This window comes from Treponema saccharophilum DSM 2985 (assembly GCF_000255555.1).
Taxonomy (GTDB): Bacteria; Spirochaetota; Spirochaetia; order Treponematales; family Treponemataceae; genus Treponema_D; species Treponema_D saccharophilum.
The window spans coordinates 97,502-119,719 of the sequence record NZ_AGRW01000043.1; the positions used below are offsets into that span (position 1 = coordinate 97,502).

The 22,218-nt window shown below is 57.5% G+C and carries 19 protein-coding genes; 8 read left to right on the forward strand and 11 right to left on the reverse strand.

Annotation, left to right across the window (positions count from 1 at the left end):
- Positions 1-38 precede the first annotated feature (38 nt).
- The 3 genes from TRESADRAFT_RS05970 to TRESADRAFT_RS15025 form a co-directional block, all read right to left on the reverse strand.
- Positions 39-551: a DUF8052 family protein gene (locus TRESADRAFT_RS05970; protein ID WP_141607200.1), complete on the reverse strand. Its 513-nt coding sequence runs from the start codon at positions 549-551 to the stop codon at positions 39-41.
- A gap of 152 nt (positions 552-703) precedes the next feature.
- The gene (locus TRESADRAFT_RS05975) at positions 704-1,657 is read right to left on the reverse strand and encodes a M48 family metallopeptidase (protein ID WP_002703805.1); all 954 of its coding nucleotides are present in this window, start codon (positions 1,655-1,657) and stop codon (positions 704-706) included.
- Entirely contained in the window at positions 1,650-2,105 is a 456-nt protein-coding gene (locus tag TRESADRAFT_RS15025) for an SH3 domain-containing protein (protein ID WP_050985043.1), read from the reverse strand. Before TRESADRAFT_RS15025 ends, TRESADRAFT_RS05975 begins: the two co-directional genes overlap by 8 nt.
- 94 nt (positions 2,106-2,199) lie before the next feature.
- On the opposite strand from TRESADRAFT_RS15025, the gene TRESADRAFT_RS05985 reads away from it, so the two are divergent.
- On the forward strand, positions 2,200-2,670 hold the full coding sequence (locus TRESADRAFT_RS05985) for a flavin reductase family protein (RefSeq protein WP_002703809.1): 471 nt from the start codon (positions 2,200-2,202) through the stop codon (positions 2,668-2,670).
- Between the two features lie 15 nt (positions 2,671-2,685).
- Here TRESADRAFT_RS05985 and TRESADRAFT_RS05990 read toward each other — a convergent pair whose 3' ends face one another.
- Complete coding sequence (locus tag TRESADRAFT_RS05990; protein WP_002703811.1) at positions 2,686-3,042, reverse strand: ArsR/SmtB family transcription factor; 357 nt, start codon at positions 3,040-3,042, stop codon at positions 2,686-2,688.
- 233 nt (positions 3,043-3,275) lie between these two features.
- On the opposite strand from TRESADRAFT_RS05990, the gene TRESADRAFT_RS05995 reads away from it, so the two are divergent.
- Positions 3,276-6,155, forward strand: coding sequence for an efflux RND transporter permease subunit (locus TRESADRAFT_RS05995; RefSeq protein ID WP_002703813.1), 2,880 nt, complete (start codon positions 3,276-3,278; stop codon positions 6,153-6,155).
- Positions 6,156-6,249: 94 nt separating this feature from the next.
- Positions 6,250-7,044, forward strand: coding sequence for an outer membrane lipoprotein-sorting protein (locus TRESADRAFT_RS06000; RefSeq protein WP_002703815.1), 795 nt, complete (start codon positions 6,250-6,252; stop codon positions 7,042-7,044).
- Positions 7,045-7,435: 391 nt separating this feature from the next.
- Here the strand turns inward: TRESADRAFT_RS06000 and TRESADRAFT_RS15030 are convergent, their stop codons facing one another.
- On the reverse strand, positions 7,436-9,559 hold the full coding sequence (locus TRESADRAFT_RS15030; protein ID WP_159100037.1) for a methyl-accepting chemotaxis protein: 2,124 nt from the start codon (positions 9,557-9,559) through the stop codon (positions 7,436-7,438).
- A 201-nt stretch (positions 9,560-9,760) separates the two neighbouring features.
- On the opposite strand from TRESADRAFT_RS15030, the gene TRESADRAFT_RS06010 reads away from it, so the two are divergent.
- The 3 genes from TRESADRAFT_RS06010 to TRESADRAFT_RS06020 all read left to right on the forward strand — a co-directional run bounded on the left by TRESADRAFT_RS06010 (position 9,761) and on the right by TRESADRAFT_RS06020 (position 13,347).
- Positions 9,761-10,606, forward strand: coding sequence for an outer membrane lipoprotein-sorting protein (locus TRESADRAFT_RS06010; protein WP_002703824.1), 846 nt, complete (start codon positions 9,761-9,763; stop codon positions 10,604-10,606).
- A 158-nt stretch (positions 10,607-10,764) separates the two neighbouring features.
- Positions 10,765-11,592 carry an outer membrane lipoprotein-sorting protein gene (locus tag TRESADRAFT_RS06015; protein WP_002703826.1) on the forward strand — a complete coding sequence of 276 codons (828 nt, stop codon included), beginning with the start codon at positions 10,765-10,767 and terminating at the stop codon, positions 11,590-11,592.
- A gap of 39 nt (positions 11,593-11,631) precedes the next feature.
- Positions 11,632-13,347: a hypothetical protein gene (locus tag TRESADRAFT_RS06020; protein WP_002703828.1), complete on the forward strand. Its 1,716-nt coding sequence runs from the start codon at positions 11,632-11,634 to the stop codon at positions 13,345-13,347.
- Between the two features lie 217 nt (positions 13,348-13,564).
- Here the strand turns inward: TRESADRAFT_RS06020 and TRESADRAFT_RS06025 are convergent, their stop codons facing one another.
- Positions 13,565-14,038, reverse strand: coding sequence for an META domain-containing protein (locus tag TRESADRAFT_RS06025; RefSeq protein WP_002703830.1), 474 nt, complete (start codon positions 14,036-14,038; stop codon positions 13,565-13,567).
- 123 nt (positions 14,039-14,161) lie between these two features.
- Between TRESADRAFT_RS06025 and TRESADRAFT_RS06030 the strand changes: the two genes are divergently transcribed.
- Positions 14,162-16,120, forward strand: a complete 1,959-nt coding sequence (locus TRESADRAFT_RS06030) for an NAD(+) synthase (RefSeq protein WP_002703832.1) — start codon at positions 14,162-14,164, stop codon at positions 16,118-16,120.
- Entirely contained in the window at positions 16,114-16,944 is an 831-nt protein-coding gene (locus TRESADRAFT_RS06035) for a 23S rRNA (adenine(2030)-N(6))-methyltransferase RlmJ (protein ID WP_002703833.1), read from the forward strand. The genes TRESADRAFT_RS06030 and TRESADRAFT_RS06035 overlap by 7 nt, the downstream gene beginning before the upstream one ends.
- 67 nt (positions 16,945-17,011) lie before the next feature.
- On the opposite strand, the gene trpA is transcribed toward TRESADRAFT_RS06035, so the two are convergent.
- From trpA to trpF, 5 genes are all read right to left on the reverse strand, one after another.
- On the reverse strand, positions 17,012-17,767 hold the full coding sequence (gene trpA, locus TRESADRAFT_RS06040) for a tryptophan synthase subunit alpha (RefSeq protein ID WP_002703834.1): 756 nt from the start codon (positions 17,765-17,767) through the stop codon (positions 17,012-17,014).
- A gap of 83 nt (positions 17,768-17,850) precedes the next feature.
- A complete protein-coding gene (trpB, locus tag TRESADRAFT_RS06045; RefSeq protein ID WP_002703835.1) occupies positions 17,851-19,116 on the reverse strand; it encodes a tryptophan synthase subunit beta in 1,266 nt (421 codons plus the stop codon).
- A gap of 128 nt (positions 19,117-19,244) precedes the next feature.
- Positions 19,245-19,790, reverse strand: a complete 546-nt coding sequence (locus tag TRESADRAFT_RS06050; RefSeq protein WP_002703836.1) for a hypothetical protein — start codon at positions 19,788-19,790, stop codon at positions 19,245-19,247.
- The gene (locus tag TRESADRAFT_RS06055; RefSeq protein WP_002703837.1) at positions 19,787-20,605 is read right to left on the reverse strand and encodes an NUDIX hydrolase; all 819 of its coding nucleotides are present in this window, start codon (positions 20,603-20,605) and stop codon (positions 19,787-19,789) included. The genes TRESADRAFT_RS06050 and TRESADRAFT_RS06055 overlap by 4 nt, the downstream gene beginning before the upstream one ends.
- 3 nt (positions 20,606-20,608) lie before the next feature.
- Complete coding sequence (trpF, locus tag TRESADRAFT_RS06060) at positions 20,609-22,138, reverse strand: phosphoribosylanthranilate isomerase (RefSeq protein ID WP_002703838.1); 1,530 nt, start codon at positions 22,136-22,138, stop codon at positions 20,609-20,611.
- Positions 22,139-22,218 lie beyond the last annotated feature (80 nt).

Sequence of the window (22,218 nt, forward strand, 5' to 3'; positions counted from 1 at the left end):
GGCGCGGGAAGTCGGCTCAACGGCCCGCGTCCCCGTGCTTACTGTTTTGAAATCGACGCGGCAAGGTCGCGCCCGCGCCTGTTAGACGATGTGCGGCCGGTCGACGATTCTATTACGGCAAGGCGGAAATCGCTCCAGCCTTTCAGAAGAAAAAAGTACGATTTTGAGAAGCTCATGCGTCTTGCAAGCGCGAACGCGCCCTCCTCAACTTTGTCGGCGACGACGACGAGCGCGACATCGGAATTTCTGTGGGAAAAATGGGGGCGCACGCGGGAAAGCCCCTCGCGCCAGGCGCTCTCGCAGAGGAATTTCAGCGTCTGCTCGTCGAGCGACGGAAGGGAGCGGAAGAACGCGTACTCGTTCGACTCCGTCTCGGAGATGCGCGCCGACCGCACGAGAACGAACTGCTCGTCATGAGAATGGAATTCCGCCTCGGCGTCAAACGGATGGAAAGCGCCTTCCGTCCTCACGTCGTAATAACTGCCGAAAGAGCGGAGTATACGCCCGAGAACAGCACCATTGCTTCTGCTTTCCTGAATTTCATCTCTCATTTCGCTTTCACTTTTTGTCCGGCCGCCCCCGGATTCTGCGGGCACGGCGCCTGATTTTGAGAGCATCATTCTATCAATAGAAACATCACGACTCAATAGACAAGCGCGAAAAGTTGCTTCTTTATGCAGAAACAGTTCCCGGGCAGCCCCGCCTACTCCCCGAACAGCGACTTCCTGAACGCGGCGAACCGCACATCGCGCGACGGGCTCTTCTTGAACGACGAGGACGGCGGATAGAAGCGGTAGCGGAGCCCCACGTTCTTCAGCCGCACGGACGGGCTCGGATGCGTGCGCCCGAAGCCGGCGGAATCGGACGGAGACGACCTCGACTCGAGCGCGCGGAGCATAGAATCCATCGAATGGGGGTCGTATCCCGCATCGTTCAGAAGCTCGAGCGCCTTCGCGTCCGCGGAAAGCTCCTGCGTCTGGGAATATCCCGTCCTGATGATTTCCGTGATAGCCTCGTCTATGCGCCCGGACACATCGCCGGCGACACCGGCGTCCCCGCCCGCAGCGACGTACGCGTCGGCGCCAGCCTTCATCGCGGACGACGCGAGCCTGCTCGACTTTATCGCGCCGACGCTGTGCTTGAGGAGGATGTGCGCGACCTCGTGGGCGATGACGGCAGCGAGCGCGTCCTCGCTCTGGGCACAGGCGGCAAGCCCCTTCGTCACCAGGATATGCCCGCCCGAGGACGCGAACGCGTTCACCTCGTCGGAATCGAGTATCACAATCGAGTAATCCTTGAACAGCACGGGACGCTCGGAGAACACCGCGAGCGAATGGAGAATCATGTTCATGTACTTCTGCGCGTCAGGGTTGTCGCAGACGGGATACATCACGAGGATTTTTGCGGCGAAGGCGCGCCCGATGTAATACTCCTCCTCGGGGCTGATTTCGTCCATCGCCTTCGCGACGGAGTCCCGCGCCTCCTCCACCGTGACGCCGACGGCATTCCCGCCGGAAGAGTACGACTCGGCGAGAGAGCGGAATTCCTGCGCGCGGGAGGAGAACGAGTCGAACCAGCCGGCAGGAAAGGCAAGCGTGCCGAAAAGCGCGGGCAGCACGGCGAGCGCGCGCCTGAATGCCGAAACGAAACTACTCAACTGTCAGCCCCCCGTCGGAAAGGAATTCCCTCAGCTCGGAATCCGTCACGACATTTTTTTCCATATTGTCGACCGCATCGTAGTTCGCGCGCCCCGACATCTTGTATTCACCCTCGTCGCTGCCGCTGAACCCCTTTCCGGCAAGCGCAAGCTCCTTCGCGTCCACATCGACGAAAACGCCGGAGACGATTTTCTTCTTCGACAGCACGGACGAGGGAACCCAGCCCGACTTCCCGCCGCCGGACGACACGAACGTCCATTTCCGCTCCTCGCGCACGACGGTGACCTGCTCCCCATACGAGAGCGGCGCGATTTTCCCGGAGAGATTCGAGCGGGAGGCGCGCATCGACACGCCGGGAACGGAGACGTATTTCCTGTCGCCGGCATCACAGTACGCCGAAGACAACGCGAGCGTCGTGGCGCACAAAAAAAAGATTTTCCTCAGCATGGGGAAATGATAGCACAGAGCCGTGTTTTTCTGAACACGGCACGGAAGGCGCATTTTATGGTAGAATCGGGAAAAAATATGGAGGTTTTTGAAAATGGCTTTTACTGAAAATTTCACGGAAGTGGCGCTTGAAAAGGCATACGAGCTCCTTTCCGGCGCGAAGACAATAATGGTCTGCACGAAGGGCGCGAAGGACGGGCAGTACAACGTGACGCCGTACGGCTGGTTCACGACATACGACTACGAGCCCGTCTCGAAAATGCTTTTCGTCTCCGACCCGTCGCACCAGGCCGCGGCGAACGTCCTGCGCACGAAGGAATTCGCCGTCTGCGTCCCAAAAGACGAGGACGACCCGCTCATCGCACAGGCGGGAAGCGTATCCTCACCCGACGCCGACAAATTCGCGCTGTTTTCGATAAAGGGCGAGCGCGCGACGAAAATCGACGCGAAGGTCATCCCCGGAATGTCGCGGGCGATAATCGAATTCAAGCTCGCGCGCGTCGTCGAGGAAGGCTCCGTCAAGATTTTCATGGGCGAGGCAGTCGCCGCCTGGAAGAAGGCATAGCCACGCGCGATGCCGTCACGGCTCCTCCGCGGAATTCTCCTCCGAGAGAATCTCCTCGACCGTATCGATGAGCTTCTTCATCGGGACAAGAGAATCCTTCAGGCGGAGCCTGTAGAAAATCTGCGTGCCTTTCTTTATCGGCTCGACTATGCCGCAATCCTTCAGCACTTTCAGATGATGGGAAATCGCGGGGCGCGAGAGAATCGTCTTCCCGGAAAGGTCGGCGACGTTTATCCCCTCCGTTCCCGCCGCGGCAAGGTCGAGGCATATCTTCTGCCGCGTCGTGTCCCCCAGCGCGATAAAAATCGGCACGCACACCTTGAACTCGTACTGCGCCTGCTCAAGCTTTACCGGGTCTATCTTATTGCTCATACTGACTCCTCCATAAACGTTCACATATATCCTTTTTTCGCAACTGAATTTTCCGCGAACAATTTTTCTTTTTCAGAAATCTTAAAAAAATCGAAAAAATATTGACACTTTATTTTTTTGTTGCTACATTCAGTTCATCGGTTTAATTATTTGAACCAAATATAAACAATTCGGGGTCGAATTGCAAGAGGTTCGAATGGATACCGGCGCATTCCATAGACAAGGAGAAGCAAATGATTAAGAAAATGCTGAAATGCTCATGGCTCATCATCATTGCGAGCCTCGCAATCACAGTATTTTTCGGGTGGCAGCTCCGCACGATAAGCATCGAGAACACCGTGCGTATGTACATGCCCCAGAGTTCCGAATCATACCAGCGCATGCTGAAAGCCGAGGAAGACTTCGGAAGCATGATGGTCCTCGGAATATCTCTTGAGACGAGCGGAGACTCAATCATAACGCCCGAATACCTTCAGATAGTCCAGAACATCACGGACCAAATCAAGGACGTCCCCTACGTCGAGAACATCGACTCGATAGCGAACATGGACTTCATCGTCGGCGAGGACGGAAGCCTCAAGGCAGAGAAGATTGTCGGCGAGGACTATGCCGGAAGCGCGGACGACATGGCGGCGATAAAGCAGAAGCTCATCGACTGGCAGGAAATGTACAACCGCGTCATCATCACCGACGACGGAAAGACGACGCAGCTCATGATAACGCTCGAGCCGAAGGACGAGAACGGCAACATGCTCAACTCGAAGCGGCAGATGAAGTCGCTCCACGACATAAAGGCAATCTGCGAGGAAGCCGTCAAGGGCTCCGACCTCGAGGTGCGCTATTTCGGCGACCCCGTCCTGAGCGACGACGGATACAACTTCATGATTTCCGACCTTTTCGTCCTCATACCGTTCGTTGCGCTCATCGTGCTCCTCTCGCTCTACTTCTCGTTCCACACGTGGAGCGGAACAATACTCCCGCTCATAACGGTTCTCATGAGCACGGTCTGGTCCGTCGGAATCATGTGCATGCTCGGAATCACGTTCACGATTATCGGAAGCGTAATCCCGGTCTGTCTCGTGGCATGCGGCTCCGCATACGGAATCCACGTCCTCACGCACTACTACATCGGCCTTGACAGAATCGAGGGCGAGATGACGAAGGAGAAGCACGCCGAGGCAATCGAATACGGCCTCAAGGACGTCTGGGTCGCGGTCCTGCTCGCCGGAATAACGACCGTCGCAGGATTCATCTCGAACGTCACGAGCCCGATTATGCCGCTCAAATCGTTCTCCGTCTTCGCGGCGGCGGGCGTCGTCTTCTCGCTCCTTCTTTCGGTCACGCTCATCCCGAGCCTTCTCTACGTCACGCCCGTCAAGGTCGTCGGCAAGAACTGGAAGAACAAGAACAGGCTCTCGACGAAAATCAAGATGCGCCTCGAGAAGCAGCTCAAGAGGCAGGGCGGAAAGACATCGGAGGAGGCGACATCATCGACGCTCTATTCGATTTACCACTTCTTCTCCGGAACGAAGCCGCGCCTTATCGTATCGACCTCGCTCATTCTCGTCGCGGCGGCGATCGGATTCAGGATGCTCGTCGTGGACACGGCGCTCGTCAACTACTTCCCGCCGGACAGCAAATTCAGGCAGGACATCTCGTACGTCGACAATAACCTCGCCGGCTCAAACACGCTCTACCTTATCGTCAGCGGAAACGAGATGACCGAGGACGAAATCGCGGCGGCAAAGGCAGTCGCAGAGCAGGCAGACGACACATCTTCCGATTTCGACTTCTCCGGCGCTGACGCGTCTTCCGACTTCGATTTCTCAGGAGCTGACACTGCGGGCGCCGACGCGTCATCCGACTTCGACTTCTCAGGTGCTGACAGCACGGGAACGGACGACTTCGGGTTCGGCCCCGACGCAGACACGGAAAGCGAGGGCGGGGAGCAGAAGCAGTACCACATGCTCACCGACCCGGAAATTCTGAAAGCGGTCGACGGCATGCAGGAGTATCTCCTCGCGCGCCACGACGGAATCGGAAAGATGGTCTCGTTCACGACGTTCATCAAGAGGCTCAACCAGGTCATGCACGTCCCGATGCTCGACGGAAACGACCAGTACGCGGAGGCGCTCTCCTCGACGGTAACCGTCCAGCAGGGGCTCGAGATGCTTCACAAGGCATACTCGGCGGCGGGCGGCTCGAAGGCGAGCGTGGAGCAGATTGTCGGCGAGCTTGAGAAGCAGCTCAACTTCAACGGAATCGACTACTACGAGATTCCGTACGACGTGGCGAAGTACCCCGTCGCGACGAGGAGCGAGCTCGGGAACCTCGTCACGCAGTACCTGTACCTTCTTTCGAGCGAGCAGATTCAGCGCTTCGCAAACAACATGACGATGCCGACTTCGATAAGAACGCAGGTGCAGCTCAGAACGCACTCGACGGACGACACGAAGAAAATCATCGACGACGCGATGGCGTACGCGGAGAAGCACTTCCCCGCCGGATACAAGCTTGAGGCGACAGGAAACGGAGAGATGGAGCTTATGATGACGGAGATGGTCGTCGACAGCCAGACTGTCAGCATCGCGCTCTCGCTCATCATGGTGTTCATAATAATCTCCCTCTCGTTCAAATCGGGATGGGCGGGGCTTATCGGAGCGATTCCGCTCGGAATGACAATCCTCCTGAACTTCATGGTCATGGGATATTCGGGAATCGCGCTCGACCTGTGCACGAGCATCATCGCGTCGGTCGCAATCGGCGTCGGAATCGACTACACCATCCACTTCATGGAGACGTACCGCACGCAGCGCGCGCTCACTGACGACCTTGAGGAGGTCACGAAGCGCACGTTCAAGACGAGCGGCCGCGGAATCCTCACGAACGCGATTGCCGTCGGGCTCGGGTTCTGCGTCCTGCTCTTCTCGCGCTTCATCATCCTGCGCTATATCGGCGCGCTCGTCGCGGTCGTCATGTTCACCAGCTCGGCGCTCTCGATGACGGTCATACCGGGCTGCCTCAACGCTTTCGACCCCAAATTCATGTGGAGCCGCGAGCAGAAGGAAGCCTACGCGAAGAAACTCGCGGAGGGCGAGAAAGAAGAAAAATAAGGGCGCGCGGGAACATTCCCCGCATTCCCAAAAACGGAGTCCCCGGAAAAACGGGGATTCCATACACCTGAAAATCAATTTTGGAGGCAAAATTATGAAGAAATCAATCAAAACTCTCACGGCGGCGCTCCTCTCTCTCACGCTCGGAGCCGGCGCGTTCGCAATCGACGGTACGGAAGTCATGACGCGCGCCTACGACAGGCAGAAGCCAGATTTCTCGAAGGCGGCAGTACAGCTCACTCTCTCGAAGAACGGCAAGACGGAGGAAATCCGCAACGTCGGCGAGTACGGAAGGTGCAAGGACGGCCTTTCCGACGTCGTTATGATATTCCTCTCGCCCGCTTCCGTTAAAAACACGCGCTTTCTCCAGAAGGAGAACAACGGCAAGGACGACGACAAATGGATTTATCTCCCGTCGCTCAAGAACGTCCGCAGGGTCGGCTCGTCCGACGGCTCGAAACCGTTCGTCGGAACGGACTTCACCTACGACGACATGAGCACGCGCGAAGTCGCCGACGACACGCACGAGCTTCTCAAGGAAAGCGCCGACAAGGGCAACTTCAAGGACCTCTACGTCGTCAAGTCGACGCCGAAAGACCCGAAGTCAAGCCAGTACTCATACAGGATTTCCTACGTCACAAAGGATGCCTACATCCCGACCTACATCGAGATGTACGACAACAAGGGAAAGCTCCTCAAGGTCAACGAAATCAAGGCAATCAACAAGATGCCCGGAACCAACGGACGCGTCTACAACGTCCCTATGGAGAACGTTATGACGAACGTCCAGACGGGACACGCGACGTCGATGAAAATGGTCAACATAGTCGTCGACCAGCCGCTCGATGACCACTACTTCACGCAGAACTTCCTCTCTACAGGAAAATAAGCCGCCGAAAACGGTGCGGGGGAGCGCGAACCTCACGAAGGGACGCGCTCCCTTTTTTTGTCCCAGCGAGGAAAGAGGAAAGAGGAAAGAGGAAAGAGGAAAGAGGAAAGTGGAAAGAGGAAAGTGGAAAGTGGAAAGTGGAAAGTGGGAAGTGGGAAGTGGAAAGTGGAAAGTGGAAAGTGGAATGTGGAATGTGGAATGTGGAAAGTGGAAAGTGGAATGTGGAATGTGGAATGTGGAATGTGGAATGTGGAATGACTCTGTCACTAATGTTGATAGGACACCGTTATTAGCGTTGATAAGTGTCCGTTATCAATGAAAGTGATGGGGCAGCGCAAAAAAAAAGCGGCGCGCCCGGAATGGAAACGCACCGCATGGACTTACGAATAAATCAGACCTTGAATTTGCCAAGCTCGCCGACAACGTAGTGGATGCTGTCGCTTGTATTCTGCGTCAGGCCGTTGACCTGCTGCATGTTCGCGTTGAGGTTTCCGATTCCGTTCGAAATCTCGCTCATCGCCGTGTTTATCTGCCCGGTAACCTCGGAAAGCTTGCCCATCTCGTCGAGAATCTTGTTGCTCCCCGCCTCCATCACCGACGCGCTTTCCCGGACATCGCCCGTGACCGCGTTAATCTGGTTCATTGCCTCGATTACCTGCTTGCTTCCCGCGCTCTGCTCGTCCATCGCGCTCTTGATGATGCTCTCCTGGCGGGCGACCGTCTGCGTGTTCTCGAAGATTATGTCGAACTGCTTCTGCGTCTCAAGCGCGCCGTCGCTCATCACGACAATCATCTCGCGCAGGTGCTTCATGACATCGTTTATCTTCTTTCCCTGCAGGTTCGAGTCCTCAGCAAGCTTCCTTATTTCGTCGGCGACGACCGCGAAACCGCTTCCCGCGCTTCCCGCATGGGCGGCCTCGATTGCCGCGTTCATCGCGAGCATGTTCGTCTGCCCAGCGATGTTCCTGATTATGGAGCTCGTCTCTATGAGGGCGGCGGAATCCTCGGCTATCTTGTTCGTCATCTCGACGGCGCGCATGACAACGGCGCGTCCGTTCTCCGCGGACTCGGAAAGCTTTATGACGTTGCCAGCGTTGTTCTCGAGAATCCGCGTGACGGAATTTATGTTCTCGACCATCTGCTGGACGGAAGAAGAAGACTGGGAGACGCTCTCCGACTGAATCTGGATGTTCTCGTTGAGCTTCTCGATGTTGCTAACGATATCCTCGACGGTTTGGCTCGTATGCTCGACGCCGCGGCTCTGCGTCTCGACCTGCGTCGTTATGGAGTTGATGCTCGCGTTTATCTGCTCGATTGCCGTCGCGCTCGACCCCATGCGCTCGGAAAGCTGCTCGGACTGGCTTATCATGTTCTTCGTCTGCCCGATTATCGTCGTCATAGCCTTCGCTATCTTCCCGATAGTGAGGTTGAAGTATCCGGAAAGCAGGCCCAGCTCGTCCTTCGACGAGACGGGAATCTCCACGGTGAGGTCGCCGTCGCCCTGCGATATGTTCTTGAGGATTCCGGTGACCCTGACGAGCGTGCGCGTGATGCTGTGCGCGATGACGAACGCCATGATTATGGAAAGAACGATTCCGAGGATGACGACAATCGCGACGACCTTCTCCACCTCGTTCGTGGACGCCTCTATCATCGAAATCGGTATGATTATCGCGTAATCGAGCCCGTACATATCGTTCTCCGACGGAAGAATCCTAATCTCGGAATCCTCGCCGACTTTCGTACCGATTGTTATGCGCTCGCGGAATATTCCATATCCGCCCTGCAGATACCCCTGAAGCGTCTTTATGCCGAGGTCGTTGACGTTCTTGAACGAAAGCTCCGTCTCGAACGGGTTGAGGACGATATTGCTGTTCGAGTCAATCATGATGAACGAGATGTTGCCCATCGTCGTCTGGTCGCCGAACAGGGAGATGAACGAATCCGCGGAAATCTCGACGATTGCGACGCCGAGCGTGTTCCCCTCCTCGTCGAACACCGCCTGCGCGCCGCCGATGACGACGCCCCCGTCCTCCTTCTGGTAGAGCGGAGAGAAGTACGAGATGCCCTCGCTGTCAAGCCCCGTGTCGAACCAGTTGCTCGCATCCTCCTCCGTAATCATTCCTTCCGGATACGACACAATCTCGCCGTCGTCGTAGACAACGCCCGCGGAAACAAGGTTTTCGTTGCTCGCGATAACTTTCTCAGCAAGCTCGTACACGGAATCGGCAGACTCGCTGCCCGCGTTCGCCAGAAGGTTGACCGTCTTCGAAAGGCCGTCGAGATAGGCGAACACCGTCTGGTCCATAAGGTGCATCGTGCTCGAAAGGCGCTCGGTAAACTGCACCTCATTTACTTTTTTGACGCGCTTATATATGGAAACACCAAGAAGGACAAGCATGATGCTGGTCATCAGCGTGATTTCGACGATAACTCGTGTCGCTATCGAATAACGCCAGCCCGCCCTTCCTTCCGAAGACGCGTCTCTTTTCTTCGCAAGTCTACTATTTTTCACTGTTACTCCCCTTATTTTTGCCTGATGTGCGATTTTATTCGAAAAATATATTAACATAACATTCAATTATAGTCATTTATTAAATCAATTTTTAAGTCCCATTCAAACAGGCTTAAATATTGGAAAAAAGCATTCTTTTTGTTAAAATAATATGCGAATTCATATTTTCAGCACAACTTAACGAAAAACAAGGAGATTTCAATGAAAATCACGAAAATCATGGCGGCGGCGGCCGCTCTCGCACTCGGAATGCCATTATTCGCGGACGAAGCGTACGACATCATGAAAAAATCAACGACACTCAAGGCGCCGGACTTCACGATATCGGAAATGCACCTCGACTCCATCGAAAAAAATGGCTCTGTCGACCACCAGATTATGCAGCAGTACGGGAACCGCACGAACGGGCTTATAAACACGGTGTTCGACTTCAAGGTATCCTCGACGAACAAGGGAACGCGCGTCCTCCAGATGGAGAAAACGAACAAGGACGACGACAGGTGGATTTACCTTCCCTCCCTCAAGACGACGAGGCGCATCCCGACGTCAGACCGCTACAAGTCGTTCGTCGGCTGCGAGTTCACGTACAACGACATGTCGATAAGGAACGTCGACCTCGACACGCACGTGCTCCTCAGCGAGAACGAAAGCGTAACAATCGACGGGAACCAGTTCGGCGGAAAGTGGGGAAAAACGACGTACAGCTGCTGGAAAATCGACTCCACCCCGGCAACGCCGCAGGCAAAGAAGACAGTCGAGTACTCGCACAGAATTTCCTACATCGACAAAAACACGTACCTTCCCGTCCGCACGGAATTCTACGACAAAAAGGACAAGACAAAGCTCATAAAGACGCAGCTCATAGAAAAAATCGAAATCGTAAAGGGCGTAACGGGAATCGAGTACCCGCTCCGCCGCTCCGCGATAATGATTAACGAGCTTACCGGACGCTCGGCGCGCGTATACGTCGGCGATTTCACATGGGACAAGCCGCTTTCCGACGGATACTTCACGCAGAACTGGCTCATGACGGGAAAGGCGAAATAAGGGATTACCCAAAAAGGTTCGTTTCGGCTATTATCTGAAAGCGGAAGCGGAAAAGGAGCATCCTTTTTTTCTTCCACCCAAAACGAAGTGTCACGAAGGGGCAGCTCCCGGAAAAAACGGAAGGTGCCATTCCCCATGAAAAAAGAGGAGATGCAAAGATGAAAAAAATCTCAAGAACAATCGCAGGCATTGCAGCATTCGCATCGTTGGCGGCATTTTCATTCGCGGAGGACGCGCATGAAATCGCACGCAAGATGCTCGACTTGAACGTCCCGGAATACAGCTACGCGACGCTCCTGATGGACGTAATCGAGGCGGACGGAAAGGTGGAGCACCGCGAGCTCAAGGAGTACGGCGGCGGCGACAACGGCCTGAAGAACGCGGTTTTCGTGTTCCTCTCGCCCGCATCGGTGAAGGACACGAGAATCCTTCAGGCGGAGAAGACGAACAAGGAGGACGACAAATGGGTCTACCTTCCGTCGCTCAGGACCGTCAGGCGCCTCGGCGCGGGCGACCGCTCAAAATCGTTCGTCGGCTCGGAGCTGACGTACAACGACATGGGACAGCGCAAAATCGACGACGACACGCACAAGATGCTCGCCGAGGACGAGTCGGTCACGGTAACGAGCAGCGGCTTCGGCACCGTCACGTACTCGACATGGAAAATCGAGGAGACGCCCGTAAAGGCTAAGTCGCGCACCGTAGAGTACCACCACAGGCACCTCTGGATTGACAAGGCGACGTACCTCCCCGTCAAAATCCAGACGTTCGACAAGACAGGAAAGCTCCTCAAGACGACGGTCATCGAGAAAATCGAGAAGACGAACGGAGTCAAGGGCATCTACTGGCTCAGGAAATCCGTGAACGTCGTCAACGAGCAGACAGGGCGCAAGACGCATCTTGTCGTGAAGGACTACAAATTCGACGAGAAGATTCCGCCGTCATACTTCACGCAGCAGTGGCTCACGACAGGAAAAGCGAAATAAACAGAACAGGCAAAAACACATAAGGAAAAGGAGATTCAAATGAAAATTTCTAAGAAAGTTGCGGGCACTGCCTGCATCACCGCGATGCTCGCGGGAGCGGCTTTCGCTCAGGAAGACTTCGGCGGATTCGAGGGCGGAGATTTCGGAACGTTCGAGGAGGAATCCTCGACCCCCACCCTCACGTGGAACGGAGAAGCCGGCGTTGACGGGCGCATGTGGCTCGACACGGAGAACGGCTACGACAAAGCGAACGACGTCGCGAATTCCGCGACCGAGGCGGACGCATACCTCAAGCTCGAGATGAACTACTCGGGCGAGAACACCGACCTCAACGGGAAAATCAAGCTCGACTCGGCTTCGATAAAGGACAACCCCGAGGACGTCATCGACGAATTCACGGCGCGCGGCTACTTCGGCAACTGGCAGATTGAGGCGGGCAAGATGAAGACCGTCTGGGGAAAGGGCGACAAGCTCCACGTTCTCGACAACTTCAACGCGAACGACTACACGGACTTCATCTTCCCCGAATACATCGACAGGCGCATCGCCGAGCCGATGGTGAAAATCGCGTGGGTTCCCTCATACGCCGGCGACCTCGTGTCGAACATCAAGGTCGAGGGCGTCTACACCCCGATGATGACGGCAGACCGCTTCGCCACAAGCGGGCAGCTCGTCCCGTACACGCAGACCGCGCTGACGGGTTCCGTAACGAAAAAGGTAGAAACGGCAATGAGCAACTACCTAACCCCATTCGTTACAGCAGAATTGCATGCACAGTCTGTTATGGCAGAGGCAAAAGCCACTGATTTCACAGATTCAACAAAAGCAGGCGCTTTTTTTAGCAAGTATAAGACAACACTTGTTCCGTATGGGCTTGATACGCTAAATCCAACGGAGACACTTGAGAGTGCAATACATAATTACGTCGCAAAAACGAAATCAGACTCTATTACAGCACAGACAAAAGCCCTCATGAACGCATCAGGCATCTCGTCTGACCCGACAGCACTCTATGCGGACACGCACAACATCCGCTACGGCCAGGCTGGTCTCCGCGTCACGGGAACGGTCGGCTCGTTCGACTTGGGCGCGAGCTACTACTACGGCCACTACAAGCAGCCGACGGTGGATTACGGAAAAGTGGATTCTTATATCGAGAATGTCATAAACGGAACAGGCGTTTCTGACGACGACAAATTCATCGACTACGACGAGCTTCAGGTGTTCGGTCTTGAGGCGGCGTTCCTCGTCTGGAAGTTCAACACGAGATGGGAATTCGCATACAACCTCACCCGCGACTTCGACGGAACGAACCCGTACATCAAGAACAACTCGATCGCGTGGGTCGGCGGATTCGACATGGACCTCCCCATCCACAACGTGAACATCAACATCCAGGAGACGGGAAAGCTCATCCTCAAGAACGACGAGGTTGACAAGCTCGGCGCAATCGGCGACACGGACTACAACAGCGACGGAAAGTACACGAACAACCAGCTCGTCATCAACATCAGCGACAAGTGGCTCAACGAGAAGCTCACCACCGAATGCACCACAATCTACGGAATCGAGTGCAAGGAATGGTGTGTGCAGCCGAAAGTCTCGTACAACGTCGTCGACGGGCTCACGTTCACGGCGCGCGGCGCGTACATCTACGCAGACAACGCGAACGGACAGTTCTACAACTTCACGGCAGAGAACACCAAGCACCACAGGAAGGCGTTCGTCCAGCTGAGCGCGAAGTACCAGTTCTAAATCCCTGTAATGGCAAGCGGGCGCGCGGCGGAAGCCACAAACCCGCAAAAGGGAAACGGCGGCATAAAGCCGCCGTTTTTTTGTCCTGTCCTGATTTCCAGCGTCATCACGGACTTGATTCGGAACCTACATACCAATCCAGTTTCCGCGAAATCTCGTCCATCATGACAATATCCAAACCAAACGCTTTTCCAGACAGAACGCTTCTTTGTATACCCTACCGTGAGCCGCGGCGGAAAACAAGCCGTGACTCGCTCTGCTGGTCGACTATCACGAAGGAGTCGCCCGTCTCAACGCGCGTCGCAAAAGATATTATCCTCAAAAATTCATCCTCGAATGCCTCTATCTCCGCCGACGTTTCCTTCTGCGTAGCCTCGAAAGACGGATTCTCGCACACCTCGCCGCGCGAGTTTAGGCGGAGACGCCCGTCAAACGTGTTCGCGCCGGTGCTTCCGGAAAGTTTCAGCGCGTCCCCGTCCCCAAAAACGGACATCGACACGGGAAGGACAGCCACGGGAACGCCGCCCGCGCTCATGCTGACGAGGTGCCAGTCACCGAGCGCCTTCTTCCTCCCCTCAAAAAGCGTCTTTCCCCCATCGGTGGCGGCGGGAGATTCGATATTCCGCGTCGTCCCGCACGAAAAAAGCGCGAGCGACACCGCCACGGAAAAAGCCGCGAAAATTCTCTTCATCTTATCCTCCTTGAAAACAGGATTTGATTATACCGCACAAACGCGGGACAATCCGCACCAAAAAAATCGCGGGACAGATATTATCATGTTGAAAATATCATTTTCCGCGGCTATAATCGCATCATGGTACACGGATTTTTACGGACGGCGTGCGCGACACCGCACGTCACGGTAGCGGATTGCAGCGCCAACGCTGAATCGATAATACAGAACGCAAAGGAAGCGGCGGCGGAAGGCGCGGAGGTAATCGCGTTCCCGGAACTGTGCATAACGGGATACACCTGCTCAGACCTTTTCCTGCAGCAGCCGCTCCAGGCGGCGGCGGCGCGCGCGCTTGAGGAAATCGCCGAGCGCACCGCGGAAACAGGCTCGCTTATCATCGTGGGGCTTCCGGTCTCGGACGGGCGCGCGCTCTACAATGCGGCGGCGGCGCTCCACAAAGGGAGAATCCTCGCAATCGTGCCGAAATCGTTCATGCCGAACTACGCCGAATTCTACGAGCGGAGGCATTTCAAGCCGTTCGACGCGGGCAAAAATCCGGCGCGGACGCTCTACCTCTCGGAGAAAAACCCCGAAGTCCCGTTCGGGACGGACATTCTCATAACAAGCACGCGCGACAGGAACGTGAAAGTCGCCATCGAGCTGTGCGAGGACCTGTGGGTTCCGCTCTCCCCCTCCACGAAAGCGGCCCTTTCCGGCGCGACCGTCATCGTGAACCTCAGCGCGTCGAACGAAATAATCGGAAAAGCATCGTACCGGCGCACGCTCGTCTCGGCTCAAAGCGCGAAGACGGTGACGGCGTACCTCTACGCGAACGCGGGGAACGGGGAAAGCACGACGGACGTCGTTTTCAGCGGGCATTCGCTCATCGCGGAGAACGGGACGCTCCTTGCCGAAAGCGAGCTGTTCTCGGGCAAGACGATTTTCGCGGACACGGACATCGAGCGGATTGTCCACGAGCGGACGCGAACGACGACGTTCTCCGACTGCGCCGACCATTCGGAAATTTTCCGCGAGATACCTGCCGACTTCACGAACGGCGGGTATGATTCAGCCAGTCTCATCCTGCAAAGAAAAATCGAGCGGACGCCGTTCGTCCCGTCGGGCGAAAAGGAGCGCGCGGAACGATGCCGGGCGGTCATCGAGCTTCAGGCGCAGGGTCTCGCGAAACGGCTCAGGCACACGAACGCGAAGACAGCCGTCATCGGGCTTTCAGGCGGCCTCGACTCGACGCTCGCGCTTCTCGTGACGGCGCGCGCGTTCGATTTGTGCGGGGCGGAGCGCAGGCGGATAATTTCCGTCACGATGCCTTGCTTCGGCACGACGAACAGGACGTACAAAAACGCGTGCGCGCTCGCGTCGAAAACGGGGACGGAACTGCGGGAAGTCCGCATCGCCGATTCCGTGACGCAGCACTTCAAGGACATAGGGCACGACATAAACGTGCACGACGTGACTTACGAGAACTGCCAGGCGCGAGAGCGGACGCAGGTCCTGATGGACATCGCGAACGAGACCGGCGGTCTTGTCATCGGAACGGGCGACCTTTCCGAGCAGGCGCTCGGCTGGGCGACGTACAACGGCGACCACATGTCGATGTACGGCGTGAACGGCTCGATTCCCAAAACGCTCGTGCGCTACCTTGTCGGATGGTTCGCCGACGACGCGAAAGCGCGCGGGGACACGGACACGGCCGAGATTCTCCTCGACATACTCGACACGCCCGTCTCGCCCGAGCTTCTTCCCCCGAACGGGACGGAAATCGCGCAGAAGACGGAGGAGGTCGTTGGTCCTTACGAGCTTCACGACTTCTTCCTCTACAACGTCCTCCGCTTCGGGTTCAGCCCCCGGAAGATATTCTTCCTCGCGAGAGCCGCATTCAGCGACAGGGACGGGAAAGAGATAAAGAAGTGGCTCGTCTCGTTCTACAGGCGGTTTTTCGCCCAGCAGTTCAAGCGGAGCTGCATGCCGGACGGTGCGAAGGTCGGCTCTGTGAATCTCTCGCCAAGGGGCGACTGGAGGATGCCGAGCGACGCGTCGGGCGCAGTATGGATAAAGGAAGCCGAGGGAATAGAATGCTGAGCTACATCCACGCATACCACGCAGGAAACCACGCGGACATCATAAAGCACGCGGCGCTCTCGCTCGTGATTGAGGCGCTCAAGAAGAAGGACAAGCCGTTCACGATAATCGACACGCACGCTGGAAGCGGAATCTACCGGATTGACGACGAGCGGCTCCGGAAAACGAACGAATTCGTCGCGGGAGCAATCGCGGACGCAGGAATTCCCGAGATAAAAAGCTACGCCGACACGGCACGGAAATACGCGGAAAGCGGAGAGTATCCCGGCTCGCCCGCGCTCGAAAGCGAGCTGATGAGGGACTGCGACGAGCTGATTCTCTCCGAGCTCCACCCGCGCGCGATTGAGGAGCTCCGTGCGGCGGCGGAACGGTTCCCGCACAAGCCGAGAATCCATTTCCGCGACGGCTACGAGACGGCAATAGCGCTCACGCCGCCGAAGACGAAGCGCGGAATCTGCGTCATCGACCCGAGCTACGAGGACGCGGGCGACTTCGAGAAATGCGCCGAGACAATTGTGAAAATCAGGAAAAGATGGCCCGCCGGAATAATCGCGCTGTGGTATCCGCTCGTCGCGCACAGGATTATGGAAATATCGATGATGAAGGAGCGCATCCGCGCCGCCTCGCAGAAGGGAGAGCCGGACATCCTCGACGTGCAGCTCGAGATGAGAAGCCCCGCCGAGATGACCGGGCTTGCCTCCCTTTACGGAAGCGGTATGTTCATCGTGAATTTCCCGTACACGATTGACGAGAAAATATCCGCGGCGATGCCGAAAATCGCGGAGACGCTTTCCGCGCGCTCGTGGTCCGTCGACACGCTCTGAAAGCCATCATCCCCCAAAAAAACGGGGCCCTCCCTCAGGAAAGCCCCGAACGAAAATCCTCACGGAATCACGGAAGATGCGTGATTTCGGCTGCCTTTTCCCTGACTGCGGCGAAAAGGGCGCCTCCGTCGTTCCTGTTGGCGCCGATTATGCGGACGAACACGCTTCCTGCGACGACCGCATCGACATGGCCGGACAACGCCTGCGACTGGGTTCCGTTCGATATGCCGAAACCGCCGTATATGCGGCTCCCGCCAGCGCCGACTTTCCGTATGAAATCGAGCGTCCCCTCGTCCACTTTCGTGTCGGTTCCCGTTATTCCCGTCCTGAGCGCGGCGTAGATGAACGGGAACCCCGCCCCCGCCATCTTCGACAGGCGCGCGGCGCTCATGCTCGGTGCCGCGACGGGAATGTTCACCATGCCGTTCTTCCGGCACGCCTCGGTCAGCCCCTCGTCAAAATCGAACGGGAGGTCGGGTATTATCATGCCGGTGACGCCCGAAAGAGCCGCCTTCCTGCAGAACTCCTCCACTCCCGGCGTGTAGACGAGCGAGCCGTAGCTCATTATGTAAATCGGAATCCCGGGGAATTCCCCGTGGATGCGCGATATGAGCGCAAGCCCGTCTGCCGTCCGGTAACCGCGCGACAGGACTTCCGTGCAGGCGCCCTGGATTGCCGGGCCGTCCGCGCTCGGATCGCTGAACGGAAGCTGAACCTCGAGAATGTCCGCGCCGCCTGCGACAAGCGCGCGTGCCGCCTGCATGCAAAGCTCGTCAGTGGGAAATCCCGCGACGAGATGCGCCATCAAACGTATTTTTTCCATAATTTTTTCTCCTTTTTTCATGTGGCTGAGCACCGTTCCTCAAAGGGAACCCTAAAAAGCGCCCCGCACAAGACGAAGCGCCGTCAGCCCATGCGCTCCGCGTCGTGGATGTCCTTATTGCCCTCGAGGCGGTCAATCTCCGCGTGAAGGAACGAAAGCCACTCGGCAGGGCGGAAAACCGGCGACGTGATGAAAACATCCTTGTCGCCCCGCCCGCTCATGTTCACGATTATCGCCTTGTTTTTGGGAAGGGTCGGCGCGAGCCTGATTGCCTCCGCGCCGGCGTGCGCGCTTTCGAGCGCGAAAAGCACGCCCTCGTTCTTCGCGAAAAATTTGACGGCATCAAGAGCCTCGCTGTCGAGGGCGCTCGTGAATTCAATCCTGCCGCTCATTCCCAGCGCCGCCAGCTGCGGGCCGATACCGCAGTAATCGAGGCCGGCAGAAATGGAGCGAGTGGGAAGCGCCTGCCCGTCGTCGTCGAGCAGGAAGCGGCTCTTGTATCCCTGCATGATTCCGTCGCGCCCCGCATTTCCCGTCATGCGGCTCGCATTCTCACCGACGCCCGGCCCGACTCCGCCGGCCTCGACGCCGATAAGCCGCGGGGAGTCGCTGTCGATGAACGGAGAGAAGAATCCGATAGAATTCGAGCCGCCGCCGACGCACGCGATGAGAGCCGCGACGTCAAGGTTCCGCTCCTCCGACTGCCGCTTCACCTCGCGCCCGATGACGCCCTGAAACGTGCGGACGATATCCGGAAAAGGAGCCGGCCCGAGCGCGCTTCCGAGGACGTAATGGGTGGTGTCCGGATTTGCAGCCCAGTCGCGCATAGCCTCGTTGACGGCATCCTTCAGCGTCCTGCTCCCCGACGTGACGGAATGGACCTTCGCGCCGTACAGCTCCATCGCTGCGACGTTCGGCTGCTGCCTGCGCACGTCGACCTCGCCCATGTAGACCGTGCAGTCAAGCCCCAGCTTCGCGCATGCCGCCGCCGTCGCCACGCCATGCTGACCGGCGCCCGTCTCCGCGATGATGCGCTTCTTCCCCATCCGCTTCGCCAGAAGGCACTGACCTATCGCGTTGTTTATCTTGTGCGCGCCGGTGTTGGCAAGCCCCTCAAGCTTTATGTATATCTGCGCGCCGCCGAGAATCTCCGTCGCGGTTTTTGCGAAAAGAAGCGGGGTCTCGCGCCCGATGTAGTCGCGCTGAATCTCAGAAAGCTCGGCCAGGAACGACTCGTCAGCCATAGCCTCCCCGAACGCCACCTCAAGCTCGTCGAGCGGGCGGCGGAGCACCTCCGCCACGTACTTGCCTCCGAACTTGTCGAAAAAACCGTTTTCAGAACATGCCATCACAACCTCTCCGTGAATTCCGTTTATTTCTGTTTCTATATATAGAAACATCGACATTCTAACGACATGGGGGGAATTGTTCAACACGGGAAGCGAAAAGAAAAGCTGCTGCGGGAGAAAAATCGCGGCTACCGATACGGCTTGGTGAACTGCGGGTCGCGGTTTCTGAGATATGACGGCGCGCGGTAATCGACGTGCCACCGCGGCTTGTAGAACCAGTTCTCGTCGGCGACGGGAGAGACGAAAATGACGCGGAGAAGGTTCGCGTCGTCTTTGTCGACGGAATTCTCTATTATGCCGGAATCGTACACGAACGAATCGGAATCCCAGTCAGTCCGCAGCCGCTCAGGAAGCGGGAAGCACTCGACGTGGCTTTTCGGCGTGTAGACGGAAATCCGGTACGTTCCCGGGTCGAGGTACAGATGGCACGCCATACCGCCCTCAAGATAGAACGAGCGCCGGTACCAGCTCAGCACGTCCGGACGATCCATGTAGGCGAACGCCGCCCGCGCGTTCTTGTACGTCACGTCGTTCCCGTCCATGTCCTCGACGCGTATCCAACAGCGGACGGCGTTTATGTCCGCGCTGTTCTGCGGACGGTAGACGACAAGCTCCTCCGAAAAAGCCGCCGCCGCGAGGAGAAACGCGAGCGCGAGAGCGGAAATCCCCCTCATCGGCGCGCCTTCCTGACGAACAGCTTCGCAGGACGGTGCCCCGCGCCGCCCTGGAACTCGTCCGTCTCGTCCACGAACCGCTCGACCTTGCGACGGAAATTCGCGGGCTGGAGGCTGACCCCGAGAATCGATTCCTGCACTTTCTGAAGGCTCGACAGGGTGAATTTCTCGGGAAGAAAATCGAACAGCACGTCGAAATTCTCAGCGACGCCCCGGAGAATCGAGAAAGCCGTCGCTATTATGAGCGCGTGGTCGAACGCAAGCCCGCCGCCGTCAGCAATCCTGAACTGCGAGCGCCCGAAAAGGACGGCGGTCCGCTCAAGGCGCGCGCGAAGCGAAATGTCGCCGGAGGAAAGGAAAAGCCCAAAAAAACCGCCGCCCTCATCGTCAAGCGAGCACCGGAACCACCGCGCCTCATCGGCGTCATCGCCCCCGGACGCCCGGACGCCCTCCTCCCCGACAATCGAGACGAACGCGTTCGATAATATCCAGCCGCGGGGATCCCTTCCCGACGAACTGAAAACGCCTATCGGCATCAGGCTCCTCGGGACGAATCCGGTCTCCTCCTTTATCTCGCGGAATGCGGATTCCTCGACGGTCTCTCCGGGGCGGAGGAACCCTCCGGGCAGCGCCCAGCATCCTTTGAACGGATGGCAGCCGCGACGGACAAGGAGGAGCGAAACAGTCTTGTTCCCGTCCTTCCGGTACGACTCGCATTTCTCGCCGCTGACGCCGAACGCCGCGACGTCGACGGTGACGCTCGGGCGCTCATAGTCGCCGATATTGTAGCTGCGAAGGAATTCTTCCTCAGTCATAGCTCACCCCAAATTCGAAAAGAATTCGCGCATCTTCCCTTCGTCCTTTATTCCGGGCGCGCTCTCAAGCGAGGACGACACGTCAACAAGCTCGGGCAAGAACTCGGCGACGACAGAGCGGACGTTAGACGGGGAAATCCCGCCCGCAAGCCAAAGCTTATGGGACGAGGAGAAATCGCGCACGAGGCTCCCGTCAACGCGGACGCCCGTTCCCCCGATTCCGTCGCGCGACGAGGCATCTATCAGGACGCGCGGCTCCCCGAGGGCGAAGAGCGACAAGGCGTCGCGCACGTCATCGGCGGAGGCGACGTTGACCGCGCAGTAGTGCGGGAGCGAGCAAAGGCGCGGGTCGGAGACGAAGGCGCGCGCGGAAGCGAGCGTATGCACCTGAAGGAAATCGAGGACGCCCGACTCGACGAGCGAGACGGCATCCGCACATTCGCCGCCGCCCACATCGACGACGACGCCGACGAGACGGGGAACGCGCGCGCCGGACGAGACGAGCGCATCTTTTATCCGCCTCACATCATCGCCGCGGACGTTCCTCTTCGAGCCGGACCACATGACGAAGCCGAGAAAATCGGCGCCTAAAGACGAGGCGAGGACGGCATCGGACTCCCTCGTGATTCCGCATACCTTGACGAACGGGCGCTTCCGATTCCCCGAAAGCGCCTCCTCCGCGAGCGGAACCCAGTTCGCGCCGCCGATTCCCGCACGCGCCGAGCCGAACGCATCCGTGAACGAGCGCACATTGTCGGGATTCTTCGCGGCGGCCTCCCCCATCAGAATCGCGCTGAAATCCATCCGAGCCGCAAACGCAGCCGCCTGGGGAGAGAGGATTCCGCTTTCGAAGGCGACGCGCGCGCCGGGAACGGCACGCCGTATTTTCCCGAGCATGGCGGCAGGAATCAGCGTGTCGACGGAAAAATCGCGAAGGTCGCGCGAATTCACCCCGCAAATGAAGTTCCCGTTCCCCACGCGATTCATGACGAACGACATCTTCTCGACATCATCCTCCGTCCTGACCTCGACGAGCGCCGAAATCCCGAGTGACGCGCACCGCTCCGCCATGGAAAGAAGCTCCTCCGCGGACAGAATCCTGGCTATGAGGAGGACGGCGTCGGCGCCCGCCCTGTAGGCGACGTCGATTTCCTCGGGAAACAGAAGGAAATCCTTGCGAAGGACGGCAGGCGGCTCCTTCCCGGTGCTTCCGGCGAACGAATCGACAGCGGCGCAGACGTCCATCAAATCGACGAGCGTTCCCTTGAAGTAGTTCGTCTCCGTAAGGCATGAAATCGCACGCGCGCCCGCCTCTGCGTACTTCCGCGCAGTCTCCCCCGCATCGAGCGACGGCGCGATGTCGCCTTTGCTCGGCGACGCCCGCTTCACCTCGAGGATGGCGCCGCGCTCGGCTATGAACGGATGGACGGCGCGCTGCCTTTTTTCCGGAATACGGCACCCGAAGCAGAACCCGAGCCTGCCGATGTCAGCCTTCCTCCGGTCGATTATCTCTTTAAGGATATCTTTTGGCATAACTTTTTTCCTTTTTGTCAATTTAGTAGAATAGATGCGCCGTCTGTTCGGCAACCGAAACCCGAGGCGGACGCTGGTTA